Source organism: Acinetobacter sp. Swhac1, from assembly GCF_013390985.1.
Classification (GTDB): Bacteria; Pseudomonadota; Gammaproteobacteria; order Pseudomonadales; family Moraxellaceae; genus Acinetobacter; species Acinetobacter towneri.
Genome location: NZ_JACASN010000023.1, coordinates 1 through 23,472, shown reverse-complemented (window position 1 = coordinate 23,472; position 23,472 = coordinate 1). Strand labels below are relative to the sequence as shown.

General features: G+C 41.7%; 17 protein-coding genes and 4 pseudogenes. 14 read left to right on the top strand and 7 right to left on the bottom strand.

Annotated features, from left to right (window positions below; translation table 11 throughout):
* Nucleotides 1-7: 7 nt before the first annotated feature.
* Nucleotides 8-586 carry an ANTAR domain-containing response regulator gene (locus HX743_RS11650; RefSeq protein WP_070154220.1) on the bottom strand — a complete coding sequence of 193 codons (579 nt, stop codon included), beginning with the start codon at nucleotides 584-586 and terminating at the stop codon, nucleotides 8-10.
* Between the two features lie 503 nt (nucleotides 587-1,089).
* On the opposite strand from HX743_RS11650, the gene nirB reads away from it, so the two are divergent.
* The 5 genes and pseudogenes from nirB to HX743_RS11620 all read left to right on the top strand — a co-directional run.
* Nucleotides 1,090-3,636: a nitrite reductase large subunit NirB gene (gene nirB, locus HX743_RS11645; RefSeq protein WP_214129016.1), complete on the top strand. Its 2,547-nt coding sequence runs from the start codon at nucleotides 1,090-1,092 to the stop codon at nucleotides 3,634-3,636.
* Between the two features lie 24 nt (nucleotides 3,637-3,660).
* On the top strand, nucleotides 3,661-5,271 hold the full coding sequence (gene nirD, locus HX743_RS11640; RefSeq protein ID WP_178319297.1) for a nitrite reductase small subunit NirD: 1,611 nt from the start codon (nucleotides 3,661-3,663) through the stop codon (nucleotides 5,269-5,271).
* A 182-nt stretch (nucleotides 5,272-5,453) separates the two neighbouring features.
* Nucleotides 5,454-6,379: pseudogene (locus HX743_RS11630) on the top strand (molybdopterin-dependent oxidoreductase); the annotation flags it as partial.
* Between the two features lie 2 nt (nucleotides 6,380-6,381).
* The gene (locus tag HX743_RS11625) at nucleotides 6,382-6,606 is read left to right on the top strand and encodes a molybdopterin dinucleotide binding domain-containing protein (protein WP_178319295.1); all 225 of its coding nucleotides are present in this window, start codon (nucleotides 6,382-6,384) and stop codon (nucleotides 6,604-6,606) included.
* Nucleotides 6,588-6,839: pseudogene (locus tag HX743_RS11620) on the top strand (integrase core domain-containing protein); the annotation flags it as partial. The gene HX743_RS11625 and the pseudogene HX743_RS11620, both read left to right, overlap by 19 nt.
* Nucleotides 6,840-6,886: 47 nt before the next feature.
* Here the strand turns inward: HX743_RS11620 and cynS are convergent.
* Nucleotides 6,887-7,336 (bottom strand): cyanase, encoded by a 450-nt coding sequence (gene cynS, locus HX743_RS11615; RefSeq protein ID WP_178319294.1) that lies wholly within the window; start codon nucleotides 7,334-7,336, stop codon nucleotides 6,887-6,889.
* A gap of 280 nt (nucleotides 7,337-7,616) precedes the next feature.
* On the opposite strand from cynS, the gene HX743_RS11610 reads away from it, so the two are divergent.
* Nucleotides 7,617-8,426, top strand: coding sequence for a formate/nitrite transporter family protein (locus HX743_RS11610; RefSeq protein ID WP_008303564.1), 810 nt, complete (start codon nucleotides 7,617-7,619; stop codon nucleotides 8,424-8,426).
* 51 nt (nucleotides 8,427-8,477) lie between these two features.
* Nucleotides 8,478-10,202 (top strand): bifunctional protein-serine/threonine kinase/phosphatase, encoded by a 1,725-nt coding sequence (locus HX743_RS11605; RefSeq protein WP_178319293.1) that lies wholly within the window; start codon nucleotides 8,478-8,480, stop codon nucleotides 10,200-10,202.
* 130 nt (nucleotides 10,203-10,332) lie between these two features.
* Here HX743_RS11605 and HX743_RS11600 read toward each other — a convergent pair.
* Nucleotides 10,333-11,265, bottom strand: a pseudogene (locus HX743_RS11600) (IS5 family transposase).
* 282 nt (nucleotides 11,266-11,547) lie between these two features.
* Here HX743_RS11600 and HX743_RS11595 point away from each other — a divergent pair.
* Nucleotides 11,548-12,723, top strand: a complete 1,176-nt coding sequence (locus HX743_RS11595) for a Fic family protein (protein WP_178319292.1) — start codon at nucleotides 11,548-11,550, stop codon at nucleotides 12,721-12,723.
* A 150-nt stretch (nucleotides 12,724-12,873) separates the two neighbouring features.
* On the opposite strand, the gene HX743_RS11590 is transcribed toward HX743_RS11595, so the two are convergent.
* Both HX743_RS11590 and lipA read right to left on the bottom strand, forming a co-directional pair.
* Nucleotides 12,874-13,965: a transcriptional regulator gene (locus tag HX743_RS11590; RefSeq protein WP_178319291.1), complete on the bottom strand. Its 1,092-nt coding sequence runs from the start codon at nucleotides 13,963-13,965 to the stop codon at nucleotides 12,874-12,876.
* 233 nt (nucleotides 13,966-14,198) lie between these two features.
* Nucleotides 14,199-15,173 (bottom strand): lipoyl synthase, encoded by a 975-nt coding sequence (gene lipA, locus HX743_RS11585; RefSeq protein ID WP_178319290.1) that lies wholly within the window; start codon nucleotides 15,171-15,173, stop codon nucleotides 14,199-14,201.
* 342 nt (nucleotides 15,174-15,515) lie between these two features.
* Between lipA and HX743_RS11580 the strand changes: the two genes are divergently transcribed.
* The 6 genes from HX743_RS11580 to HX743_RS11555 are packed head-to-tail and all read left to right on the top strand — an operon-like array spanning nucleotide 15,516 to nucleotide 22,339.
* The gene (locus tag HX743_RS11580; RefSeq protein ID WP_178319289.1) at nucleotides 15,516-16,478 is read left to right on the top strand and encodes a thiamine pyrophosphate-dependent dehydrogenase E1 component subunit alpha; all 963 of its coding nucleotides are present in this window, start codon (nucleotides 15,516-15,518) and stop codon (nucleotides 16,476-16,478) included.
* Nucleotides 16,479-16,493: 15 nt separating this feature from the next.
* Entirely contained in the window at nucleotides 16,494-17,513 is a 1,020-nt protein-coding gene (locus HX743_RS11575; protein WP_178319288.1) for an alpha-ketoacid dehydrogenase subunit beta, read from the top strand.
* A 1-nt stretch (nucleotide 17,514) separates the two neighbouring features.
* Nucleotides 17,515-19,050: a 2-oxo acid dehydrogenase subunit E2 gene (locus HX743_RS11570; RefSeq protein ID WP_178319287.1), complete on the top strand. Its 1,536-nt coding sequence runs from the start codon at nucleotides 17,515-17,517 to the stop codon at nucleotides 19,048-19,050.
* An 11-nt stretch (nucleotides 19,051-19,061) separates the two neighbouring features.
* A complete protein-coding gene (lpdA, locus tag HX743_RS11565) occupies nucleotides 19,062-20,462 on the top strand; it encodes a dihydrolipoyl dehydrogenase (RefSeq protein ID WP_178319286.1) in 1,401 nt (466 codons plus the stop codon).
* 11 nt (nucleotides 20,463-20,473) lie between these two features.
* Nucleotides 20,474-21,259, top strand: coding sequence for an acetoin reductase (locus HX743_RS11560; protein ID WP_178319285.1), 786 nt, complete (start codon nucleotides 20,474-20,476; stop codon nucleotides 21,257-21,259).
* A gap of 21 nt (nucleotides 21,260-21,280) precedes the next feature.
* A complete protein-coding gene (locus tag HX743_RS11555; RefSeq protein WP_004281883.1) occupies nucleotides 21,281-22,339 on the top strand; it encodes a 2,3-butanediol dehydrogenase in 1,059 nt (352 codons plus the stop codon).
* A 327-nt stretch (nucleotides 22,340-22,666) separates the two neighbouring features.
* Here the strand turns inward: HX743_RS11555 and HX743_RS11550 are convergent.
* Together HX743_RS11550 and HX743_RS11545 are read right to left on the bottom strand one after the other, a co-directional pair.
* A pseudogene (locus tag HX743_RS11550) lies at nucleotides 22,667-22,828 on the bottom strand (VF530 family DNA-binding protein); the annotation flags it as partial.
* Between the two features lie 195 nt (nucleotides 22,829-23,023).
* A partial coding sequence (locus tag HX743_RS11545) for a transposase (protein ID WP_032022216.1) occupies nucleotides 23,024-23,472 on the bottom strand: 449 nt, incomplete at its 5' end.

Sequence of the window (23,472 nt, the reverse complement as noted above, 5' to 3'; positions counted from 1 at the left end):
CTTTTCCTTATTGGCCCAATAACAGCTTCTGTGCATCCAGTAAGCGTCTGGCCATTTCACCAATGGTAATCCGGTGACTCATGGCATTTTTACGCAATAAAGCAAAAGCTTGCTCTTCCGTTAAGGCATGTAGCTGGATGAGCAGTGCTTTGGCTTTATCAATATCTTTACGATCAATCAGCTTGTCCTGGGTTTCTTTTAAATCATTCAGCAGCTTTTTATGCTTGCGAAACTGTTCAATTGAAATTTCCAGAATGCTTTCTAGTTTGGTGGGATCAATACCATCGACAATATAGGCCGTGATTCCGGCATCAATCGCACTCTTGATGGTGTCTTTATTGGAGTTCTGGGTAAACAGCACGGTCGGGAGTTCATATTGGCTGACACAACTTTCAATAATATCCCGATGCGGATGATCCATATTCAACAGGATCACATCTGCATGAATGCCTTTGACATGTACCATATTCAGGTCATTCAGGATTAAGCAGGCCACCACCTGAAAATCATGTAAAAGCAGGGATTCCTGGATGAATTGGGCACGCTCCAGATCATCATCAATAAGAGCAATTCGTAATTTGGACATGGAATATTTTCAAGTAAGGCCTAAGGAATATTCAAGCAGGATTAAAGCAAAAAACATGCCATTAAATTGGTGCATAAAATTTCGTTTTTCTGTTCAATTTAGTGCACAGCTTTAGGGATTTCAGCTGATAGCTGATCAAAATGAAGCATTTAGGTAGATCATCTGCCTGAAACAAGGCATTTTTCTATTAAAAAAGTTGGCACGGTTTCTGCATTTATTAAATCGTCAAAGATGACTTTCAATACTAACAACGGCCAACGATGTCCGTTCTGATCGTAATTGCATTTTCAAAAAATGTGATTGGTATTTCGTTCAGCACAGGATAAATGACATGGTCAGTTGTTCAGCAATACAAAACGCACAAGCGTTTCAACCCTTCCTCCAGCATTACAAAGTGCTGGGTCGCGGTATTTACAACATATTCAATCAGCAGACATATCAATGCCTAGACGTGATATGTGGCTTTTTATCATCTTTAAAAAAACAATAGTTGGAGTGCAGATATGAAAATTCTCATGATTGGGCATGGCATGGTGGGGCATAAATTCATCGAATCTGTACTGGAACAGGCCGGTGATGACATTGAGCTGACCATTTTGGCAGAAGAGCCACATTTAGCTTATGACCGGGTACATTTGACCGAATATTTCAGCGGCAAGTCGGTCAAGGATTTGAGTCTGTGTCGTAGTGATTTTGCCGATGCTTATGACATTGATTTGCGACTTAATACTAAAGCGGTTGAAATTGATCAGCTCCATAAAACCGTCACCACCAGCCAGGGTGATGTGCTGAGTTTTGACAAGTTGATTCTCGCTACCGGTTCTTATGCCTTTGTGCCACCAATCCCGGGCAATGACCGTCAGAATTGCTTTGTTTATCGTACCATTGAAGATCTGGATGCCATTCGTGCAGCCAGTCTGAATGCCAAAACTGGCGTAGTGATTGGCGGCGGCTTGCTAGGGCTGGAAGCAGCGAAAGCCCTGCGAGATCTGAATCTGGAAACCCATGTCGTAGAATTTGCTCCGCGTCTGATGGCGGTGCAGATTGATGATCTGGGCGGCCAGATACTGCGCTCTAAAATTGAAGACCTGGGTGTCAAGGTACATACTCAAAAGGCCACGTCAAGTATTGAAGATGGTGACAGCACTCAGCATGTAATGAAGTTCGGAGATGGTTCGGTGCTTGAAACCGATATCATCCTGTTCTCGGCCGGCATTCGTCCGCGTGATGAACTGGCGCGCCAAAGTGGTTTACTGATTGGTGAGCGTGGCGGCATTATCATTAATGATTATTGCCAGACCTCACATCCGGACATTTATGCCATTGGTGAATGTGCACTTTGGGACAATAAAATTTATGGTCTGGTTGCACCAGGCTATGACATGGCGCGGATCGCGGCAAAACATGTCCTAGGCCAAGAAAGTCATGCATTCGCTGGTGCGGACATGAGTACCAAGCTCAAACTGATGGGCGTGGATGTTGCTTCTATTGGTGATGCACATGCCATGTCCCCAGGTGCTTTGAGCTATTTCTATGCTGATGAAGCCGCGCAGGTTTATAAAAAAATCGTGGTGTCAGCAGATAAGACCAGGCTGCTGGGCGCGGTGCTGGTGGGCTGTGCCAAAGAATATAGTGATCTCCTGCAAATGATGCTGAATGGTCTGGCTGTACCGGAGCAACCGGAAAGCCTGATCATGCCGGGCTTTGATCAGTCAACCTCCAAATCAGGTGGCAGTGGCATCGATTTATTGCCTGACAGTGCGACCATCTGTTCATGTAATAACGTTTCTAAAGCTGATATCTGTTCAGCCATTGATGGCGGTGCAACTTCATTGGGTGCATTGAAAAAATGCACGCAGGCTGCAACTGCGTGCGGTGGCTGTGCGCCACTGGTAACGCAGGTTCTCAAATCTGAATTACAGCGTCAGGGTGTCACGGTGAACAATCACCTGTGTGAACACTTTGCCTATTCACGTCAGGAACTGTATCACCTGGTACGCGTGCATGAGATCAAGACATTCTCTGACCTGATTCAGCAACATGGGCACGGCATGGGCTGTGATATCTGCAAACCGACTGTAGCCAATATTCTGGCATCCTGTTGGAATGACTTTGTTCTAAAACCTAGCCATGCCGGTTTGCAGGATAGCAACGACTACTATCTCGGCAATATCCAGAAAGATGGTTCTTATTCGATTGTGCCACGTGTGGCAGGCGGCGAAATTACCCCGGATGGCCTGATTACCATCGGTCAGATCGCCAAAGATTATGGTCTATATACCAAAATCACAGGCGGACAACGAATTGACATGTTTGGTGCACAGGTACATCAGCTGCCTGAAATCTGGGAAAAACTGATCAATGCCGGTTTCGAGTCCGGACATGCCTACGGCAAATCCTTACGTACGGTGAAATCTTGTGTGGGTAGTACCTGGTGCCGTTTCGGAGTCGATGATTCTGTCGGCTTGGCGATTTTCCTGGAGAATCGTTATAAAGGCCTGCGTTCACCACATAAAACCAAAATGGCAGTATCTGGCTGTACCCGTGAATGTGCAGAAGCACAGAGCAAGGATGTCGGTGTCATTGCCACCGAAAAAGGCTGGAATCTATATGTATGTGGCAATGGCGGTATGAAACCGCGCCATGCTGAACTACTCGCCTCGGATCTGGATACTTCCACACTGATCAAATATATCGACCGCTTCTTTATGTTCTATATCCAGACAGCAGATCGTCTGCAACGCACCAGCGTATGGCGTGACAATATGGAAGGTGGGCTGGACTATCTGAAAGATGTCATTGTGCATGATTCACTGGGTATTGCTGCTGAACTGGAAAGCCGTATGCAGCATGTGATTGGCACTTATCAGGATGAATGGCGCACCGCGATTGAAGATCCTGAAGTACGCAAACGCTTTAAGACTTTTATCAATGCCAAAGCAGCTGAGCAGAATGACCCGAATATTCAGTTTGCGCCTGTACGTGGCCAGATTCGTCCAAAGACAGAAGCTGAACGTGATTTAAACCGTATTCCAGTGGTTGAAGCCTAAATACCACAGTCAGGGAGAATGAAAATGACAATTTTAAAAGACATGAACGAACTGAACTGGTACGAAGTCTGCAATCTGGATGAGATTACCCCGAATACCGGTGTGGCAGCCCTGATTGAAGATCAGCAGATTGCAATTTTTCGCGTGGGTCAGGAACAGCGGGTGTATGCACTCAGCAATCAAGATCCATTTAGTCTGGCCAATGTCATGGCACGTGGCATTCTGGGTGATCTGCAAGGTGAGCGTGTAGTCGCATCCCCAATTTATAAGCAGCATTTCAGTCTGGTGACCGGCCGTTGTCTGGAAGAGCAAGACCAGAAATTACTGGTATTTCCAACCCGAATTGAAAATGGCAAAGTTCTGGTGAGTCCGACTCCACAAAAGACCTATATTTCCAGTAATGGTCAGAACACAGAGCGTTTAAAACTGGTACTGGTCGGAAATGGGCTGGCGGGCATGCGCTGTCTGGAAGACTTGCTGGATATGGCGCCAGATCGTTATGACATTACCGTGATTGGGGAAGAGCCATGGGGCAATTACAATCGGATCATGTTGTCACCGGTATTGTCTGGTGAGAAAAGCTTTGCAGAAATTATGCTGCATTCAGCCGACTGGTATGCCGAAAAAGGCATTCGATTCATCGCTGGAGATGCTGCCAGCTCTATCGACCGTTCACGTAAGCAGGTTCATACCGAAAAAGGTGAAATCGTTGCTTATGATCGTCTGATCCTCGCTACTGGTTCCAAACCCTTTATACCACCAATTTCAGGTGCTGAACTTGAAGGCGTGATTAGCTTCCGGGATATTCAGGATGTTAACCACATGCTGGATTACTGCAAAACCAAGCAAAATGCCGTCGTGATTGGAGGTGGGTTGCTGGGTCTAGAAGCAGCTTATGGACTGAAGCAGCAGGGGATGAATGTAACTGTGCTGCATCTGATGGACCGTATTATGGATCGTCAACTGGATATGAAAGCCAGTCAAATGCTGAAAAAATCAATTGAAGATAAAGGCATCCGAATCATCACTGAAGCCAACACCGAAGAGCTGCTCGGTATAGACGGCCACGTGACTCAACTGCGTTTAAAAGACGGGACAGTGCTGGATGCTGATTTGGTAGTTTTTGCCGTCGGGATTCGACCAAATAAAACTCTGGCTGAACAGGCTGGCTTGCGCTGCAATCGTGGAGTACTGGTGAATGACACCATGCAAACCTATGACCCGAGTATTTATGCAGTGGGTGAATGTATTGAGCATCGTGGTCAGACCTTTGGATTGGTTGAACCCCTATGGGGACAAGCCTTTATCTGTGCGACGCATCTGGCTGAACATGGCCGACTGACCTTTAAGGCACCGACTGTTCCGACCCAACTGAAGGTCAGCGGATGTGACGTATTCTCAGCAGGTAATTTTGAACCGACTAATGATTTCGAAGATATCGTGCTGAATGATGAGAAGCGTCAGATTTATAAACGGATCATCATTCAACAGGACAAGGTCATTGGTGCTGTGCTATTTGGCGATACCGAAGATGGGGCTTGGTATGCAGAACTGATTGCAGACCAGACACCAATTAGTAATATCCGCAGCAAACTGCTTTTTGGTCGGGATTTTGCATTAAAAAAGGCAGGGTAATCGGATAAACCTCCTCCAAACCCTCTTTGAAAAAGAGGGGAACCTCCCTCCTTTGCTAAAGGAGGGTTGGGGAGGATTAAAACTTTTGAGATATAGAAAATATTTAAATCAAACCTGTAAAAACTAGATATCAGAGATTTGGTGAAACACGTGAATTTGGATGATTAAGGAGCACAGCAGCAATGAATAGTATTCCGGTTATGGAACTACATAGCTCTACTGAATCCCAAATAAAAACTACTCAGACGACCTGTCCTTATTGTGGAGTAGGCTGTGGTGTCACGCGCACGTAAGCCAAACCTCGATGGGTGAAAAGGTTCAGATGGAAGGTGATGTTCAGCATCCTGCTAACTTGGGCAAGTTGTGTATTAAAGGCAGTCATCTTGCCGATACACTTGGCTTAAAAAACTGGCTTCTACATCCGATAACAGGTCGAAAAGAGCAGCGGCAAATAAGCACTTGGGATCATGCCATTTCAAGTATTGCCAATAAATTTCAGCAATGTATTGAGCAGTATGGACGCGACAGCATCGCCTTTTATGTCTCCGGCCAGCTTTTGACTGAAGACTATTATGTGGTGAACAAGTTTGTAAAGGGCTATCTGGGTACTGCCAATATTGATACCAATTCAAGACTGTGCATGTCTTCTGCTGTGGCGGCACATAAACGGGCTTTCGGCGAAGACCTGGTACCGGCCAGCTACACAGATTTTGAGCAGACAGAAATGGTGATTCTGGTCGGTTCCAATACTGCCTGGTGCCATCCGGTGCTTTATCAGCGCATCATGAAAGTCAAAGAAGAGCGGGATTTATTTGTGGTGGTGATTGACCCGCGCTTTACTGCAACCTGTGAAGCGGCAGACTTACACTTGCCGATTTTACCGGGTCAGGATGTCGCGCTGTTTAATGGTTTGTTGCAGTATCTTCAGCAAAATGGTCATGCCGATCTGGATTTTGTTACCCAACATACTCAAGGTCTGGAGCAGGCGCTTGCCAGCAGCTCGACAGAGTCATCGATTGAAAGCGTGGCTCAACGAACCGGGATTACTATTGAAAAATTAACCTTATTTTTTCAGAAATTTGCCCAGACCGAAAAAATCATGAGCCTGCTATGAGCTGCACTGGATTATCTGCCCATCTCAGTACACATCGTGCCGAACCGTATTGTGAAATTCATTCGAATGATGCATTGAAATACGGGATTCAGGATGGTGAGCTGGTCGAAGTTCGTTCTGAATGGGGACAATGTAATGGCCTGCACAACGTATCAACTTCTGAAGCGTTGTTGCTTTGTCAAAGGTGGCATTACACCATTATGGGGTATGTCCTTCTATGACAGATGGCGCACTTGCGAAACAGTGTTTCTCATACCAAAATGCATTAGCAGAGCGGATTAATGGAATATTAAAGCAGGAGTTTTTAACTACACGATGTCAAACCATGAAGGAGTTAGATCACTTAATTGCGGAATCTATCATGATTTATAATTGCTATAGACCACATTTAAGTTTAAATATGAACACCCCGAATCAGACGTATGAGCAAACTAAAACTGAGCTAATTGCTTAACTCGGTTTGAAGTGGAATACTGTCAATCTATTTCAGGACAAGACAAATTAATAAGTTTTATAAGGTAAAAACTTTCCGGATAATACGACATTCACCCGATCTCCGTTTGGATTACTCTCACGTTGAATATCCATATTGAAATCAATTGCACTCATAATTCCATCACCAAATTCTTCATGAATCAGTTCTTTAATGGTCGAACCATAAACACTCACTACTTCATACCAGCGATAAATTAAGGGATCAGTAGGCACGCTGGTCGGCAATGAACCTTTGTATGGCACGATTTGTAGCCATGCAACAGCTTCATCACTTAAGCCAAAAATCTGACCAATCTTTTCTGCTTGCTCTTTATTAAACGCCATCTGACCTAAACATGCAGCGGTTACCCATTCTTTAGAAAGACCAATCTCTTTGGCAACATCTGACCACTTAATTGACTTTAAAACTTTCGCTGAAATGATCATGTCAGTTACTTGTTGACGATGGGTAATCATAATCCTCTCCAAATTATTCTCAAATGAATGTATGCAGAACGCATAATGCAGATATCATGCCAACAGCATTCTAGAGTTCATGCTAAATAGAAAATGAATATTTAAGTGATTGTAAATTATTTGTGGCATAGCTTTTGCTTATATTTCGATATACATGGCAACGACGCCATTCACCATTACCTGTTCTAATATTCAAGGCAACGGCGCCTAAGGTCTTCAATGATCTTAGGCGTCTTTTTTTCGAAAAACAGGTCCGTATATTGAAAAAGAGGACGACAACATGGCATATCTTGCTCCTGCGGAGTTTGCAAAAAAAGTAGTAGATGCGGGTGAATCCAAATTGCATATGGCAACCCGTGATGTATTGATTCGTGCCTTTATGGCAGGGGCCATTCTGGCCTTGGCAGCGGTATTTGCCATTACCATAGCCGTGCAAACAGGATCACCATTGATTGGTGCGCTCCTGTTTCCAGTTGGTTTTTGTATGTTGTATTTATTGGGCTATGACCTATTAACTGGGGTGTTTGTACTTACGCCGCTGGCATGGCTAGATAAACGCCCAGGGGTGACATGGGGACGTATTCTAAAAAACTGGGGCTTGGTGTTTGTAGGGAACTTTACAGGCTGTTTAGTCGTTGCGGTGCTCATGGCAGCGGTTTATACCATGGGTTTTGCAGCGGATCCAAACCCTGTCGGCGTAAAAATTGCGCATATTGGCGAGGAGCGGACATTAGGTTATGCCGAATACGGATTCGCCGGCTGGATGACTATTTTTATCCGTGGCATGCTGTGTAACTGGATGGTGTCATTAGGTGTCATTGGCGCGATGATGTCTACTACGGTGAGTGGCAAATTTATTGCCATGTGGATGCCAATTATGCTGTTCTTTGCCATGGGCTTTGAGCACTCTGTCGTGAACATGTTCCTGTTCCCATTTGCCATGATGATGGGCGGTGACTTCTCGATTGCTGACTACTTCCTATGGAATGAACTGCCGGTTGCTTTAGGTAATCTGGTGGGCGGTTTGGCATTAACAGGTCTTGCACTTTATACCACCCATGTCCGTACTGGTGTTAAAAAAGAATTTTAACATTCATCATTTTATAAAGGGATCATATAGATCCCTTTTTGAGCTTTCAGCATGAAAAAAACATTAAAAGTCAGTATTGGGCAATATTCTACTGCCGGAGTTAAACAACAGAACCAGGATTTCCATGGAGTATATCTGCCCGAAGGACATGTGCTGAAACAGAAAGGTATTGCATGTGTTATAGCGGATGGAATCGGTAGCAGCAATGTCAGCCATATTGCAGCAGAAACTGCAGTCAGCAGTTTTTTATCGGATTATTATTCTACTTCAGATGCCTGGAGTACACAGACTTCAGCAGAACGAGTGATCCGCGCGACCAATTCATGGCTTTATGCACAGACTCAACAAAGTCAAGGACGTTTTGATAAAGACCGAGGGTATGTCTGTACCTTATCTGCACTGATTTTAAAACAGCAACAAGCCCATGTTTTTCATGTTGGTGATAGTCGTATTTACCGCATTCGCGATCATGAAATTGAATTACTAACCCATGATCATCGTGTCTGGTTGTCTTCCAAAGAGCATTATCTTAGTCGAGCCTTAGGTGCGGATTATCGTATTGAAATTGATTATCGAAATATTGAACTTAAAGAAAAAGATATTTTTTTACTAATGACCGATGGGGTCTATGAATTTGTCACAGATCAACAATTATTAGATTTAACTTTAATAGATGCAGATTTAAATCAACTTGCCAAAGGATTAGTTGAAAAAGCTTTAGAACAGGGCAGTGATGATAACTTAAGTTTCCAGGTGATCCGTGTAGAACAGTTGCCTGAACTGAATCAGTTTCATACTCAGCAGGATTATGTATTTCCACAACAGCTCAGTAAAGGTGAAGTTTTTGAAGGCTATGTGATTGATAAGATTTTGCACCAAAATCATCGCAGTTGCCTGTATTTGGCACACGATACTCAGCAGCAGCCTTTGGTTATAAAAACTTTGGGGGTAGATTTACAGCAAGATAAGTATGCCGTAGAGCAATTTCAACTCGAAGATTGGGTATCAAAACGTCTGAAGCATGACAACCTGATGCAGTGTTATCCACATAACACTGAGAAAAAATATTTATTCCAATGTTATGAATATTTACAGGGTGAAACTTTGGCTCAATGGCTGCATCGCCATGAAAAGCCTTTAAATCTCGATGAGATTTTACCAATTTTGCAACAAACAGCTTTGGCTTTAAATGCAATGCACCGGCTGGAGATGCTGCATCAGGATATACGGCCAAAAAACATCATTGTTTTAAATACAGAAAGTGCCATGAAAATTAAACTGATTGATTATGGTTCAACAGCAGTAAGAGGCCTGGTCGAAATTAATCCTAAAAATGCGAATCGACCACTCGGAACCTTAGCATTTATGGCACCGGAGTATTTTATTGATCATTCGCCATCTGTACATTCAGACCAATTTTCTTTGGCGGTAATGGCCTATTATTTACTGACCAAACAATTACCTTATGGGACAGATTTAGCTCGCTGTAACAGTTTAAAGCAGCTTAAAAAAGTTCAATACTATTCCATCAGGAAATATCGGCCTGATTTACCTATATGGTTAGATAAAATTTTAGGCCAAGCGCTGAGTATTGAACCAACACATCGTTTTGAGGCCTTATCTGAACTCATTCATAATCTAATGCATCCTTCCAAAGAATTATTAAACTCTAAACCACCAGCAATCATTGAACGAGATCCTTTGCGTTTTTGGCAAATTAGTTGCACCGTATTAGGGCTATTATTTTTACTGAGTATTGCATGGCCATTTATTTGAAAAGAGAGAATCAAACCATGCTTAAAATTGAAGGTACATAGATAAGTTTTTATTCAAACTAGACTATGAGATTGACTGGGCTTTGTTGCATAAACATTCAAAAGCTGAGTTTTCCCCAATCCATTCAAATTCAAGAGACAACTTGGGTGTGAGGTCTACCTAATTCCGTAAATCTATTCAGAACTGCCACACGCGCATGAATTTCATTGACCTGACTTTGAAAATGTCTTGCCGTCAGCTTATCTCCTAATAATTTGATGCAATGCATCTTGATTTCCACCAAACTACGACGGTGATAACCCGACCATTTTTTCCATAGGGTTCTGCCTAAATGTTTAACCGTTTGAAGTAACTCATTTCGTTCTATTGAACTTATTTTAGAATCTTTCCAGGGCTTGGCATTCTTTCTGGGTGGAATTACTGCATGTGTTTGACGATCTGAAATCACTTGTCTGCAGTACTTCGTGTCGTACGCGCCATCGGTATAGACAGAATCTATTCGCTCATCTAGTGGAATTTGATCCAGTAAATCACCTAGTACTTGTGAATCACTGACATTATTTGTCGTAAGCTGAACGGCACGTATTTGCAGTGTTTCAACATCTATACCAATATGCAGTTTACGCCATTGCCGACGGTATTCAGGCTGATGTTTTTTACGCTTCCATTCGCCTTCACCTAAAAATTTTAAACCCGCAGAGTCGACGAGTAGGTGTAACCCATCACGACTTTTCTGATAGCTTATCGCAATATCAATATGCTTTTGTCGTCTACAAAGGGTGGAGTAATCTGGCGCTGTCCAATTCAAGCCACAGAGTTTAATCAGGCTTTGAACAAAGCCAGTAACCATACGTAAAGAAAGACGGAATAGAGATTTGATCATTAAACAGCATTGAATCGCTGTATCGGAATAAGTTTGATTTCGTCCGTGCTTGCCTTGTGGTTGTGCATACCATTACGTCTTAGGAGCAAACCAGATTGAAATATTTCCTCGCTTGATTAAAGCTTGGTTATACGAGGACCAATTGGTTGTACGATAGATTTTAGGTGTAGGCTTCTTCATTTGAAAATTATATCGCTGAAAAAGCCTTTACACATAGGTTTGTGCAACAAAGCCTGATCGCATTAAAAAATTAACAGAACCAACCTAATGGCTAAAAGAAGTAAATGAGCCGAATAACCTGCATATTTGGCTCACCATATGAGCTGTTTAAGCCAATTATTCGGCTCACAATCTAGGTTTTATTAGGTCAATCGTCATAAATGAGCTGAATAACTGAATTAATAGCTCACTAAATGAGCCGAATAGGTGTTACAATCGGCTCATGCAGTAGGGGGAATGCTTATGAAAAAATGGGTATGGCAAAAAGCAAACTGGACTAAATTTAAATGGGATGAAGCACTTGTCACAGTAAAATTACGTTTAATTCATAAGAAGATAGGTCAATTAGTCGGAGAGAGCAAAGTATCACCAGAAGCTGAGGCATTACCATTAGATACACTGCTCACAAATCTAGTCGCATCCTCACTCATTGAAGATGAGAAGTTGAATGTTCGTTCACTCAAATCCTCATTAGCTCGGCGTTTAGGGGTAACAGAAGAAAATCCTGCACCCATTCAAGATAAAAATGAAGGTTTAGCCAATATCATGATGGATGCAGTGAGCAATCATAATGCGCCATTAACAATGGAGCGCTTATTACAATGGCATAACTGGCTTTTTCAAACTATAGAACGCTTTAATTATGCTGCGCAAAAAATCAAAGTAGGAGAAATTCGTGATAACGAGGCACCAATGCAGGTTGTTGGTGGTTCTCTTTATGGCACTACTACCAAGGTTTACTTTGAAGCACCTGAGGGTGGAGAGCATTTACAGGGACTAATGAATGAATTTATAGAATGGTTCAATAGTTCTAGAGAAGATGTAATGCTTGATCCGTTATTGCGAGCTGCACTTGCTCATTTTTGGTTTGTGACATTACATCCATTTGAAGATGGTAATGGTCGTATTACGCGTGTTATTACAGATTTAGCATTAGCTCAAATGGATCACCAAAGTATCCGTTTATATGCTATGTCCGTGGCCATTCATGAAAATCGTAGTAGTTATTATGAGGTTCTTGAGAAATGCCAGAATGATACTTATACAATCAATGAGTGGTTGGTCTGGTTTTTAAACACCTTAGAAAAAAGTATCGATAGGTCTTTACTACGACTTGATCGAACGATCACTAAAGCGAAATTTTGGAGCACTTATTCTCATATCGAATTCAATGAAGCCCAGAATAAAGTTTTAAATCGTTTACTCAATGGCGAAGAGAATGATTTCCCTCTCGGAATTAATGCTTCACAGTATCAAAAGCTCACTGGAGTAAGTAAGGCTACAGCAACACGTCACCTAACCGAGCTTTTGGAAAACGGTGTGCTGTATAAACTGGAAGGTGGTGGGCGTAATACCCGCTACGTGCTGAAAATTGATAAAGAAAAGTTTACTCAAAAAGAGGTGGTCTCACTTGTTTGAACAACTAAAAGCTTATTTATAAGCTTTATAAGCGATATTCTGTATTAGTTCAGACTTGATCGTACATTCTCATTAAAGGAGTATGAAAATCAAGCTTCCTTTTCAATCTGTTTCACAATAAAACTTTAGAATTGAAGCAACAGATCAAATCTAAATCAGATTTGAAAAATAATTACGGTGGATACTGTCCTGTGGTAATAACTCTAATAAACGCTGTACAGCATCAATTCGGTCATGTGTCTGCCCAATAATTCTTAATAACTGATCGATATCCTTTATTTGATAGATCAACTGGCTCAAACGGGCATCAAAACAATGTCTCCAAGTGCTGAGTAAAGGGCTTTCTGATTTAGAGAGAAAGCTACCTTTATATAGTGAGAATGTACTGGAAATAAGATTTGCATTTAATGATTGTTCAGCACGTAAAAAATCACATTGGACTTCACAGCTAAGCCTATAAATGCGAGCTTCAATTGAATGAGGTAATAGGCTACGAAGTTGTGAAAGCTCAGCCTTTAGGGTTTTTAGGCTGACACTACGCTCACCATAAAGGGCATAGTGTAACTCTTCTAAGCCAATTCCATGGGGATTCAAAGCTAAAATGCAAAGTATTTCAATTTGACGGTGACTCAAGTTTAAAGTTTGCCCATTAAATTGAACCCAAGGTGAACCTAGCGCTTTAATGTACAAAAAATTTTGCTGCTCAAATTTTATGGCACGCTGTATTAAATCTGCACAGCGTTCAACTGCGAGCAACCCTAAAGGCGTATGTTTTTTATATTTTGTAGAAAGGTTAATAATGCCGTGAAATTGTCCCGATGTTGGGTCCCAAATCGGTGCGGCATAACAAACCCAATCTCTAACACTGTCCATTTGGTTTTCATGAGAATAGACGCAACTTGATATTTGGCTGTTTAACGCCATACCAATCGCATTGGTTCCAACTGCCTGTGTAGACCAATGCCCACCCTCAATAAAATGAACCTGTTCGGCAGAAGAAAGCATTGCAGAACTACTCCATGTCCATAACAGAGTACCTTGATGATCTGTGAGACCAATCGCCATATCTGAATCATCAGCTATTTTGAGTAAGTCGGCATAATTATGTTGGATAGAGCGGCGAAATAAAGACGTTTTATCTTCTGGAGGTAAGGCTAAAACAGGAGCCGCATGTACAGTATGTTGATTAATTAAATGGGTTGTTTGCAGATTTTTTGCAGATGCGGTATTGAACAGGTTCATATCATATTCCTTTATGATCAGACTGTAATATTTTTAAATTTTAGAAATGAGTTTCCAAATTTATAGTCATTTACGTCATTTCTTCTTGCTTCAATTTTAAATGCTTTTATCTTTGCTTGGTTAAATCATATCTTATGGCTTTACCAGTCCTTGAGTTACTTTAAAAGTGTTCTTATGAGCTGAAAATGGCTATTTCCATCTGAAATGTTAATAAACGTAAATAGGATGAAAATTCATTCGCTCATGTAAGGGCTAGGCACAGCTTCACCATAATACTGACGGTCAGCAAAATAACTTGATCGTACTAATGGCGCACTCCAAATATTTTTAAACGCTAAGCGCTCTCCATGTGTTTGATAATGCTTAAACTCTTGCAACGTAACAAAACGATGAATTGGCGCATGAGACTTAGATGGCTGTAAGTATTGACCGATTGTGACATAGTCAACGTGGTAATCTTTCAAATCATTTAATAAGACAATAACCTCAGCCTCGACTTCTCCTAAACCGACCATCAAACCGCATTTGGTTGGAATATCGGGACAGTAGTGTTTAAATTTCTTGAGTAAATCCAATGAATGCTGATAGTTAGAGCCTGGTCGCATGGCTTTATACAGACGTGGCACGGTTTCAATATTATGATTAAAAACATCAGGTGGGTTTTGGCTCAGAATCTTCAGGGCAATATCTGCACGACCACGAAAATCAGGAACCAAAATTTCTATCAGAGTCTCTGGACTGGTTTGACGAATTTCTCGAATGCAATCTGCAAAATGCTGTGCACCACCATCTTTTAAGTCGTCTCGGTCAACAGAAGTAATCACGACATACTTTAAGTTTAGATTCTTGACTGTTTCAGCCAGATGCTTTGGCTCATTAGTATCTAGGATATTAGGACGACCATGTGCGACATCACAGAATGGGCAGCGTCGAGTACAAATATCTCCCATGATCATAAACGTTGCAGTCCCTCCGCTAAAGCATTGTGGCAAATTGGGGCAGGCCGCTTCTTCACAAACCGTATGTAGTTCCTGTTGTCGTAATAAATCCTTAATGATTTGAACTTCCTCAGGTTGACTAATTTTAGTCCGAATCCATTCTGGCTTTTTCGGTGTCGTTTCCGTTGGAACAACTTTAATTGGAATACGCGCCATTTTTTCAGCGCCACGTAGCTTCTTTCCAGTTAATACTGTGTTATTTAAATCCATTACAAACACTCCATCATTTAAAATAATTAATATATACCCTGATATTAAATAAACTGATTTAAATGGATTAATAATATTAAAACAGGGCAAAAAACTTATCATATAAAACAAAGGTTGGTTAAAGGTTTGTTTTTGTATGTGATTGAACTATTGTAAAATTTTACAAAATTTTTTAATTTCATAACCTTCTGTTTTTAATATTTATCTCATCTTTTTATGGATTATATTTTTTTAGTCTAATATGAAATTAAGTAAAAATATTCTTATATAAATATACGATTTAAAAATCCAATTATTCAATTTTGGATTTTCTTTTAAGCGTAGTGAATAAGGAACAAATATATGCAATTAACGGAAGAGCAATTGCTAGCAGCATACAAAAGAATGCGCGACATTCGTGAATTTGAGGATCGACTTCACGATGAAAACAATACAGGTGATATCCCTGGTTTCATCCATCTCTATAGCGGTGAGGAAGCTGTTGCAGTAGGGATTTGCGAAAATTTAACAGATAAGGACTTCATTACATCAACACACCGTGGACATGGACATTGTATTGCTAAGGGCTGTGACATTCACGCCATGATGCTAGAAATTTTTGGTAAAGATGATGGTTTGTGTCGTGGTAAAGGCGGCTCAATGCACATTGCGGATTTAGATAAAGGCATGCTCGGTGCAAACGGTATTGTAGGTGGTGGTCCACCTTTGGCTATTGGGGCAGCTTTAAGTGCTAAAACACTCAAGAATGGTGGTATTGGTCTGTCATTTACCGGTGATGGCGGGTCAAATCAGGGCTTAACTTTTGAAGCAATGAATATGGCTGTGGTGTTAAAGCTTCCTGTCATTTTTGTTTTTGAAAATAACGGTTTTGGTGAAGGTACTGCACATGATTATGCCGTAGGCAGTAAAGACATTGCAGGCCGAGCAGCAGGTTTTGGCTTACCCGCTGAAAAAGTAGATGGAACAGACTTTTTTGCTGTGTATGAAGTTGCACAAAAAGCCATTGAACGTGCCCGCCGTGGTGAAGGCCCGAGTGTGATTGAAACAGTAACTAACCGTTTTTATGGACATTTTGAAGGTGATCCGGGACTTATTCGTTCCAAAGAAGAACTGGATTATGTCAAAGAACATAAAGATCCATTGAAAATATTCCGCGAAAAAGTCAAAGACAAAATTGACGAAGCCAAGCTCGATGCGATTGACGCTCAGTCTAAAGCCAATGTAGACGATGCCGTTGCAAAAGCACGCGCAGCTAAGTACCCAGAAGTCTCTCAGTTACTTACTGATGTTTACGTCTCTTACTAAAGGAATAGTAGAAAAATGCCAAATAAAAGTTATCGAAACGCGATTAAAGAAGCAATTGAATTAGAAATGCGCCGAGACCCAAGTGTCATTGTGGTCGGTGAAGATGTTCGTGGTGGGCATGGTGGCAAAAATACCGATGACAATAAACTGGAAGGTTTTGGCGGTGTACTTGGTGTAACCAAAGGCTTATGGACTGAATTTGGTTCTGAACGAGTCATTGATACGCCAATTACAGAATCAGCGATTATTGGTATGGCGGCAGGTGCTGCTGCAACGGGTTTAAGACCTGTGGCAGATTTAATGTTTATGGATTTTTACGGCGTGTGTTATGACATGCTGTATAACCAAGCAGCTAAATTTCGCTACATGTTTGGCGGCAAAGCCAAAGCGCCACTCGTTGTACGAGGCATGATCGGTGCAGGTTTTTCTGCCGCAGCACAGCATTCTCAGTCGCCATATAACGTGTTTGCCTCAGTACCTGGCTTAAAAGTGGTGGTGCCTTCGAGCGCCTATGATGTGAAAGGGTTATTGATTCAAGCCATTCGAGATGATGACCCAGTAGTCTTTTGTGAACACAAGTTATTGTACGACATTAAGGGCGAAGTACCAGATGAGGCCTACACTATTCCTTTTGGTGTCGCAAATTACACACGTGAAGGTACTGATATCACCATTATTGCCTTAAGCCTGATGGTGCATCGTGCCAATGAAGTTGCTGACAAGCTCGCAAAAGAATGCATTTCGGTTGAAGTGGTTGACCCTCGAACCATTTCTCCATTAGACGAAGATGGCATTTTAGAGTCAGTGGCTTCAACAGGTCGCGTAGTTATTGTGGATGAATCAGCAGCACGTTGTGGTTTCGGACATGATGTGGCTGCGCTTATTGCCCAGAAAGGCTTTCATTATCTTAAAGCACCAATCGAATTAGTCACTCCACCACACTCACCCGTACCATTTTCACCAGTACTAGAAAAAGAATGGCTACCTAGTGTAGAACGCATCGAACAGGCTGTACGCAAGACGTTGGAGGCTTAGGATGAGCGAAATTAAAACTTTAGAAATCCCAAAATGGGGTTTGTCCATGGAAGAGGGTACGATTGCCCAATGGCTGATTCAGGAAGGTACCCAATTTAGTAAAGGACAGGAAATTTGTGAAATTGAAACCACAAAAATCGTCAATGTATTGGAGGCACCTTTTGATGGCCTGCTACGAAAAATTATTGCTAACGATGGTGACACACTGGTCGTAGGTGGAATCATTGCAATTTGTGCAGACGCTCAAGTTTCCGATGCAGAAGTTGAAGCATTTGCACAGTCTTTAGGTGGAACACCTGCTGTAACTGAAAATAAAGCGGTAGCAGCGGTTCCTGAAAAAGTCGATGTGGCTCAAGTTGAAACCAAAGTACAAGCTGCTCCTAAACAGAACAGTGTTGGTAATGGATCAAAAGCGGTGACTCAGGGCGGATATTCTATTCCTGATGAGTTACAAGGCTACCAACAAAGCGATGATATTTTTGCAACGCCACATGCCTTGAAATTGGCTGAAAAGCATAATGTAAACTTGGCTCAGATTACAGGTTCTGGACGTGAAGGCCGTATCAGTGTTCAAGATATTCAGGCCGCAGTTCAAGCTGCTGGTGGTTCTTGGCCAGATGTACGTCATCAAGCCAGCACGAAAGCCGCGAAATCTAAAGCAGATGATAGTGATGTTCTAGCAACACCTGTTGCTCGCCGTTTGGCAAAACAATGGGGCATTAATTTGCATGATTGTCGTGTATCGGGTTCACGTGGACGAGTCTGTAAGGAAGATGTTGAAGCTGTATATCAACGTGAAAACCCTGTACAAGCTCAACATACTGAGTATGCGTATCCAACAGAGTCAGCAAAATTCACCACCGTAGCTATGAATGGTATGCGTAAAGCAATCGCTGCACGGCTACAAGCGGCAAAACGCAATGCACCACATTTTCGCTTAACGATAGACTTAAATGTTGAGTCGGTTCAGGCTTTGCGTCAGCAAATTAACAGTACTGTACCGCAAGTCAAACTGTCCATTAACGATATGCTGATTAAAGCTGCTGCTGCTGCACTGATTAAAGTTCCACAAGTTAATGTTCAGTTTGATGAAGAGAATCAGCAGATTTTACAGTTTGAACAGGCTGATATTTCGGTTGCTGTAGCCATCGAAAATGGACTGATCACGCCAATTATTAAAGCAGCGAACCGTAAATCTTTGGCGCAAATTTCCAATGATATGCGTGATCTGGTGACACGTGCCAAAACTGGAAAATTGGCACCTGATGAGTTTCAAGGGGGCAGTTTCAGTATTTCCAATTTAGGCATGCTTGGTATTCAACAGTTTGATGCCATTATTAACCCGCCTCAAGGTGCAATTCTAGCCTTAGGTGCAGCAGAGAAACGTGCTGTCGTTGAAAATGATGAGATTGTTGTTCGTGAAATGGTGACCGCAACATTGTCTTGTGATCATCGTGTCATTGATGGTGCGTTGGGTGCTCAATTCTTATCGGCATTTAAGCAGTTTGTCGAAAATCCTGCATTAATTTTGGTGTAGGAGGAATAGCCATGTCAGATACACAATTTGATCTTGTGGTTATTGGTGCTGGTCCTGGAGGATATGTCGCTGCGATTCGCGCAGCGCAACTGGGATTAAAAACTGCAATCGTTGAAAAACAACACTTAGGCGGAGTGTGTCTTAATTGGGGATGCATTCCAACCAAGGCATTATTGAGCGGGGCTGTGCTTGCGCAGCAGTTCAAACATGCAGGGCAGTTTGGCTTTACGCTTAACGCGATTGATTTTGATATTCAAAAACTGGTCCATCATAGCAGACAGGTTTCTGAGCAACTCGTGCAAGGTATCGGTCAATTATTGAAAAAAAATCAAATCACTGTTTTTAACGCGGCAGCCCAGTTTGTTGCCAAAGAGCAATTAGAGCTTACAGATGCGAATGGTCAAAAACAGCAGATTTCTGCACCGCATATTATTGTCGCAACAGGTGCACGTGCGGCCAATTTGCCTCATATTCCTGTAGATGGCCATCAGGTCTGGAGTTATAAAGAGGCTTTAGTTCCGGAACAATTACCAAAATCTTTACTGGTCATTGGTTCGGGGGCTATAGGCAGTGAGTTTGCAAGCCTATACCAAGACTTAGGCTGCCAAGTTACCTTGGTTGATATTGCAAAGCAGATTCTCCATAGCGAAGACATTGAAGTTGCGAAGTATGTACAAAAGCAATTTGAACAGCAGGGTATGCAGGTTTTAACCGAAGCGACTGTAAAAAAAATAGAAACTGATCAGGCTCAAGTACATTGTCATATTGAAACTGCCACAGGTGTGCAAATCATTACTGTTGAAAAGGTGCTTTCAGCTATTGGCGTGAAACCGAATGCTGAAAATCTTGGCCTAGAAGCTTTGGGAGTTGAATTTGAGAATGGTTTTATTAAAGTCGACTTATGGTGTAAAACCAATGTAGTGGGCATTTATGCAATTGGTGATGTCGCAGGTGCACCGTGTTTGGCACACAAAGCCAGTCATGAAGCCATTCTTTGTGTGGAGAAAATTGCAGGCCTAAGTCATGTACATGCTTTAGATCGTACACAAATTCCGGGCTGTATCTTTACCCATCCACAAGTGGCCAGTATTGGTTTGACAGAACAGAAAGCGAAAGCTACGGGCTTGAATATCAATGTGGGTAAGTTTCCTTTACAAGCGAATGGTAAAGCATTGGCTTTAGGCGATAGCGCAGGATTTATTAAAACCATTTTTAGTCAGGAAACGGGTGAATTGTTGGGTGCTCACATGGTTGGACATGAAGTCACCGAACACATTCAAGGTTTTGCGATCGCAAAATATCTAGAAGCAACCGATGAAAGCTTAGCACAGGTCATTTTCCCTCATCCTACTTTATCTGAGGCGATGCATGAGTCGGTCTTGTCTGCGATGCAACGTGCAATTCATATCTAAGGAGTCGCAACATGCCTAGAGGTTTAAACAATAAAGTTGCATTAATTACGGGTGCGGCACAAGGTATTGGACGCGGTATTGCCTTACGTTTAGCACAAGAAGGTGTTCATATTGGATTGGTCGATCTTCACCAAGAAAAGTTAAATACTGTTCAACAAGAGGTTGAAGCCTTTGGCGTAAAAGCCACCGCATTTATTGCGGATATTTCAGATCCAATACAAATCAGTGACGCTATTAATCATGCAGAATCGACACTTAATGGTTTTGATATCATGATTAATAATGCAGGTATTGCACAAGTCAAAGCTTTGGCAGAAGTAACGCCGAGTGAATTTAATCAAATTATGAACATCAATGTCGGTGGTGTACTTTGGGGGATTCAAGCCGCAGCAAATAAATTTAAACAACGCCAACAGGCTGGAAAAATTATTAATGCATGCTCAATAGCAGGTCATGAAGGTTTTGCTTTACTCGGTGTTTATTCGGCAACTAAATTTGCAGTTCGTGCATTGACGCAAGCTGCTGCTAAAGAATATGCCAGTGCTAAAATTACGGTAAACAGCTATTGTCCGGGTGTTGTTGGTACAGACATGTGGGTCGAAATAGATCAGCGGTTCTCTGAAATTACAGGTGCACCAATTGGTCAAACGTATAAAAAATATGTAGATGGTATTGCTTTAGGACGTGCTGAAACACCAGATGACGTGGCTGCATTAGTTGCATTTTTAGCCAGCGAGGATGCAAACTATATTACAGGTCAGTCTATTTTGACAGATGGTGGAATGGTTTACCGTTAATATCAACATAAGGAATACACAATGAAAGCAGCTCGTTTTTATGACCGAGGGGATATTCGAATTGAAGATATCCCTGAACCGAAAGTACTTCCAGGCACAGTTGGAATTCAAGTTGCGTGGTGTGGTATTTGCGGTACAGATTTACATGAATTCATGGAAGGTCCTATTTTTATTCCACCTTGTGGTCACCCACACCCAATTTCGGGAGAATCTGCACCTGTAACAATGGGACATGAATTTTCAGGCGTGGTTTATGCAGTTGGAGAGGGTGTAGATGATATCCAAATTGGGCAACATGTCGTAGTTGAACCCTACATCATTGCTGACGATGTGCCGACTGGCCCCAATGATAAGTATCATTTATCAAAAAATATGAACTTTATTGGTTTAGGCGGACGCGGTGGTGGTCTTTCTGAAAAAATTGCAGTTCAGCGGCGTTGGGTTCATCCTATTTCAAATGATATTCCTTTAGACCAAGCAGCATTGATAGAACCTTTATCTGTCGGTCATCATGCCTATGTCAGAAGTGGCGCAAAAGCTGGCGATATCGCACTGGTTGGTGGAGCAGGCCCAATAGGCTTACTTTTATCTGCTATTTTAAAGGCTAAAGGTCTCACGGTCATCATTACTGAACTGAGTGCAAAACGTAAAGAAAAAGCGATAGAAGCGGGTGTTGCCGATTATGTACTAGACCCATCTAAGGTTGATGTAGTTGCTGAGGTAATGAAAATTACAGAAGACCGCGGTGTAGATGTCGCTTTTGAATGTAGTAGTGTCAATAAAGTCATGGATACACTCGTTGCAGCAATGAAACCAACTGGTGTAGTCGTTATCGTTTCTATTTGGAGCCATCCTGCCACAATTAATGTGCATAGTGTGGTGATGAAAGAGCTAGATATTCGTGGCACGATTGCTTATGTAAATGATCATCAGGAAACTATCCGTTTAGTTGAGCAAGGTAAGATTAATCTAGAACCTTTTATTACCCAACGGATTGCATTAGATGATCTTGTTTCTAAAGGCTTTGAAACGCTGATTCATAATAATGAGTCTGCAGTAAAAATTATTGTTCATCCGTAGTAAAGTCTAATTTTAACGACAAATTTGAATAAGTTAGAAATAAACTCTATGTAACTATTTCTAATATCTTTATAGATAGGGAATGAGTCTGTACGTACAGATTCATTCTCAAATTTACAGTGTTGAGTGCCAGTATGATTTTGATCATACAGCCTAGTAAAGATAGAAAATAAGTTTTTAAATAAACCATAGGGATATAGACTAAATTTTGCCAGGAGAGTGGTGGCAGTCTACCACTAACTAATTGAAAGGTATCTACAAAATCATTGGCTATTCACTAAGTTTAGTTTTCTGTTTGGTATAAAATATTATGCTGAGTTTTGATAGCTACGATTTTTGTTTGGCTTTTTGACGTAAGACATACAAATATAAGCTTTCAACTTTTTCACGTGCCAATGGTGTGGTACGTAAAAACCGTAATGATGACTTAATACTTGGATCTATACAAAAACATCTAATTTCAATTTTACGACTTAAGCCATCAAAGCCACATCAGAAATAATGAACAAAATGACAGGTGTTATTTATTTAACTTATGTTCACCTAAAGTCTACTTCATAGATTTATTTATGAATAATTTCTAATATTTTCAAAATATTATTAAAGTCATTTTAGATTTTTTATTGTATTAAGTTCATGAACCTACTATAAAAGTAAGCGTCCGCTGAATCCCATACCTATTTTTTAATTCGATTTAGGTTTCCAGCAGTGCGGCAGCAATTCTTCAATCTGGGTCACTTTATGTGTCGGCAGCCTTTTCAGCACATCACTTAAATAGGCATACGGATCCAAGCCATTCAGCTTTGCTGACTGGATTAACGTCATGATGTTTGCCGCTCGCTGACCACTGCGCAGCGAACCTGCAAACAGCCAGTTCTTGCGCCCCAACGCCCAGGGACGCATCTGATTCTCGACCCAATTATTGCAAATCGGTAGATTGCCATCATCCAGATAGCGGCTTAAAGCTGGCCAACGCTTCAGAGTGTAATTGATGGCCTTGGCGGTGGGAGAACTCGATGGCACTGTCAGATGATGTTGGTTGAGCCATTCATATAGTTGTTGCATCACTGGTTGACTATGCTGTTGTCGGTATTCGCGGCGGTCTTCCGCTGTACCATCGGTCTTTTTCCTGA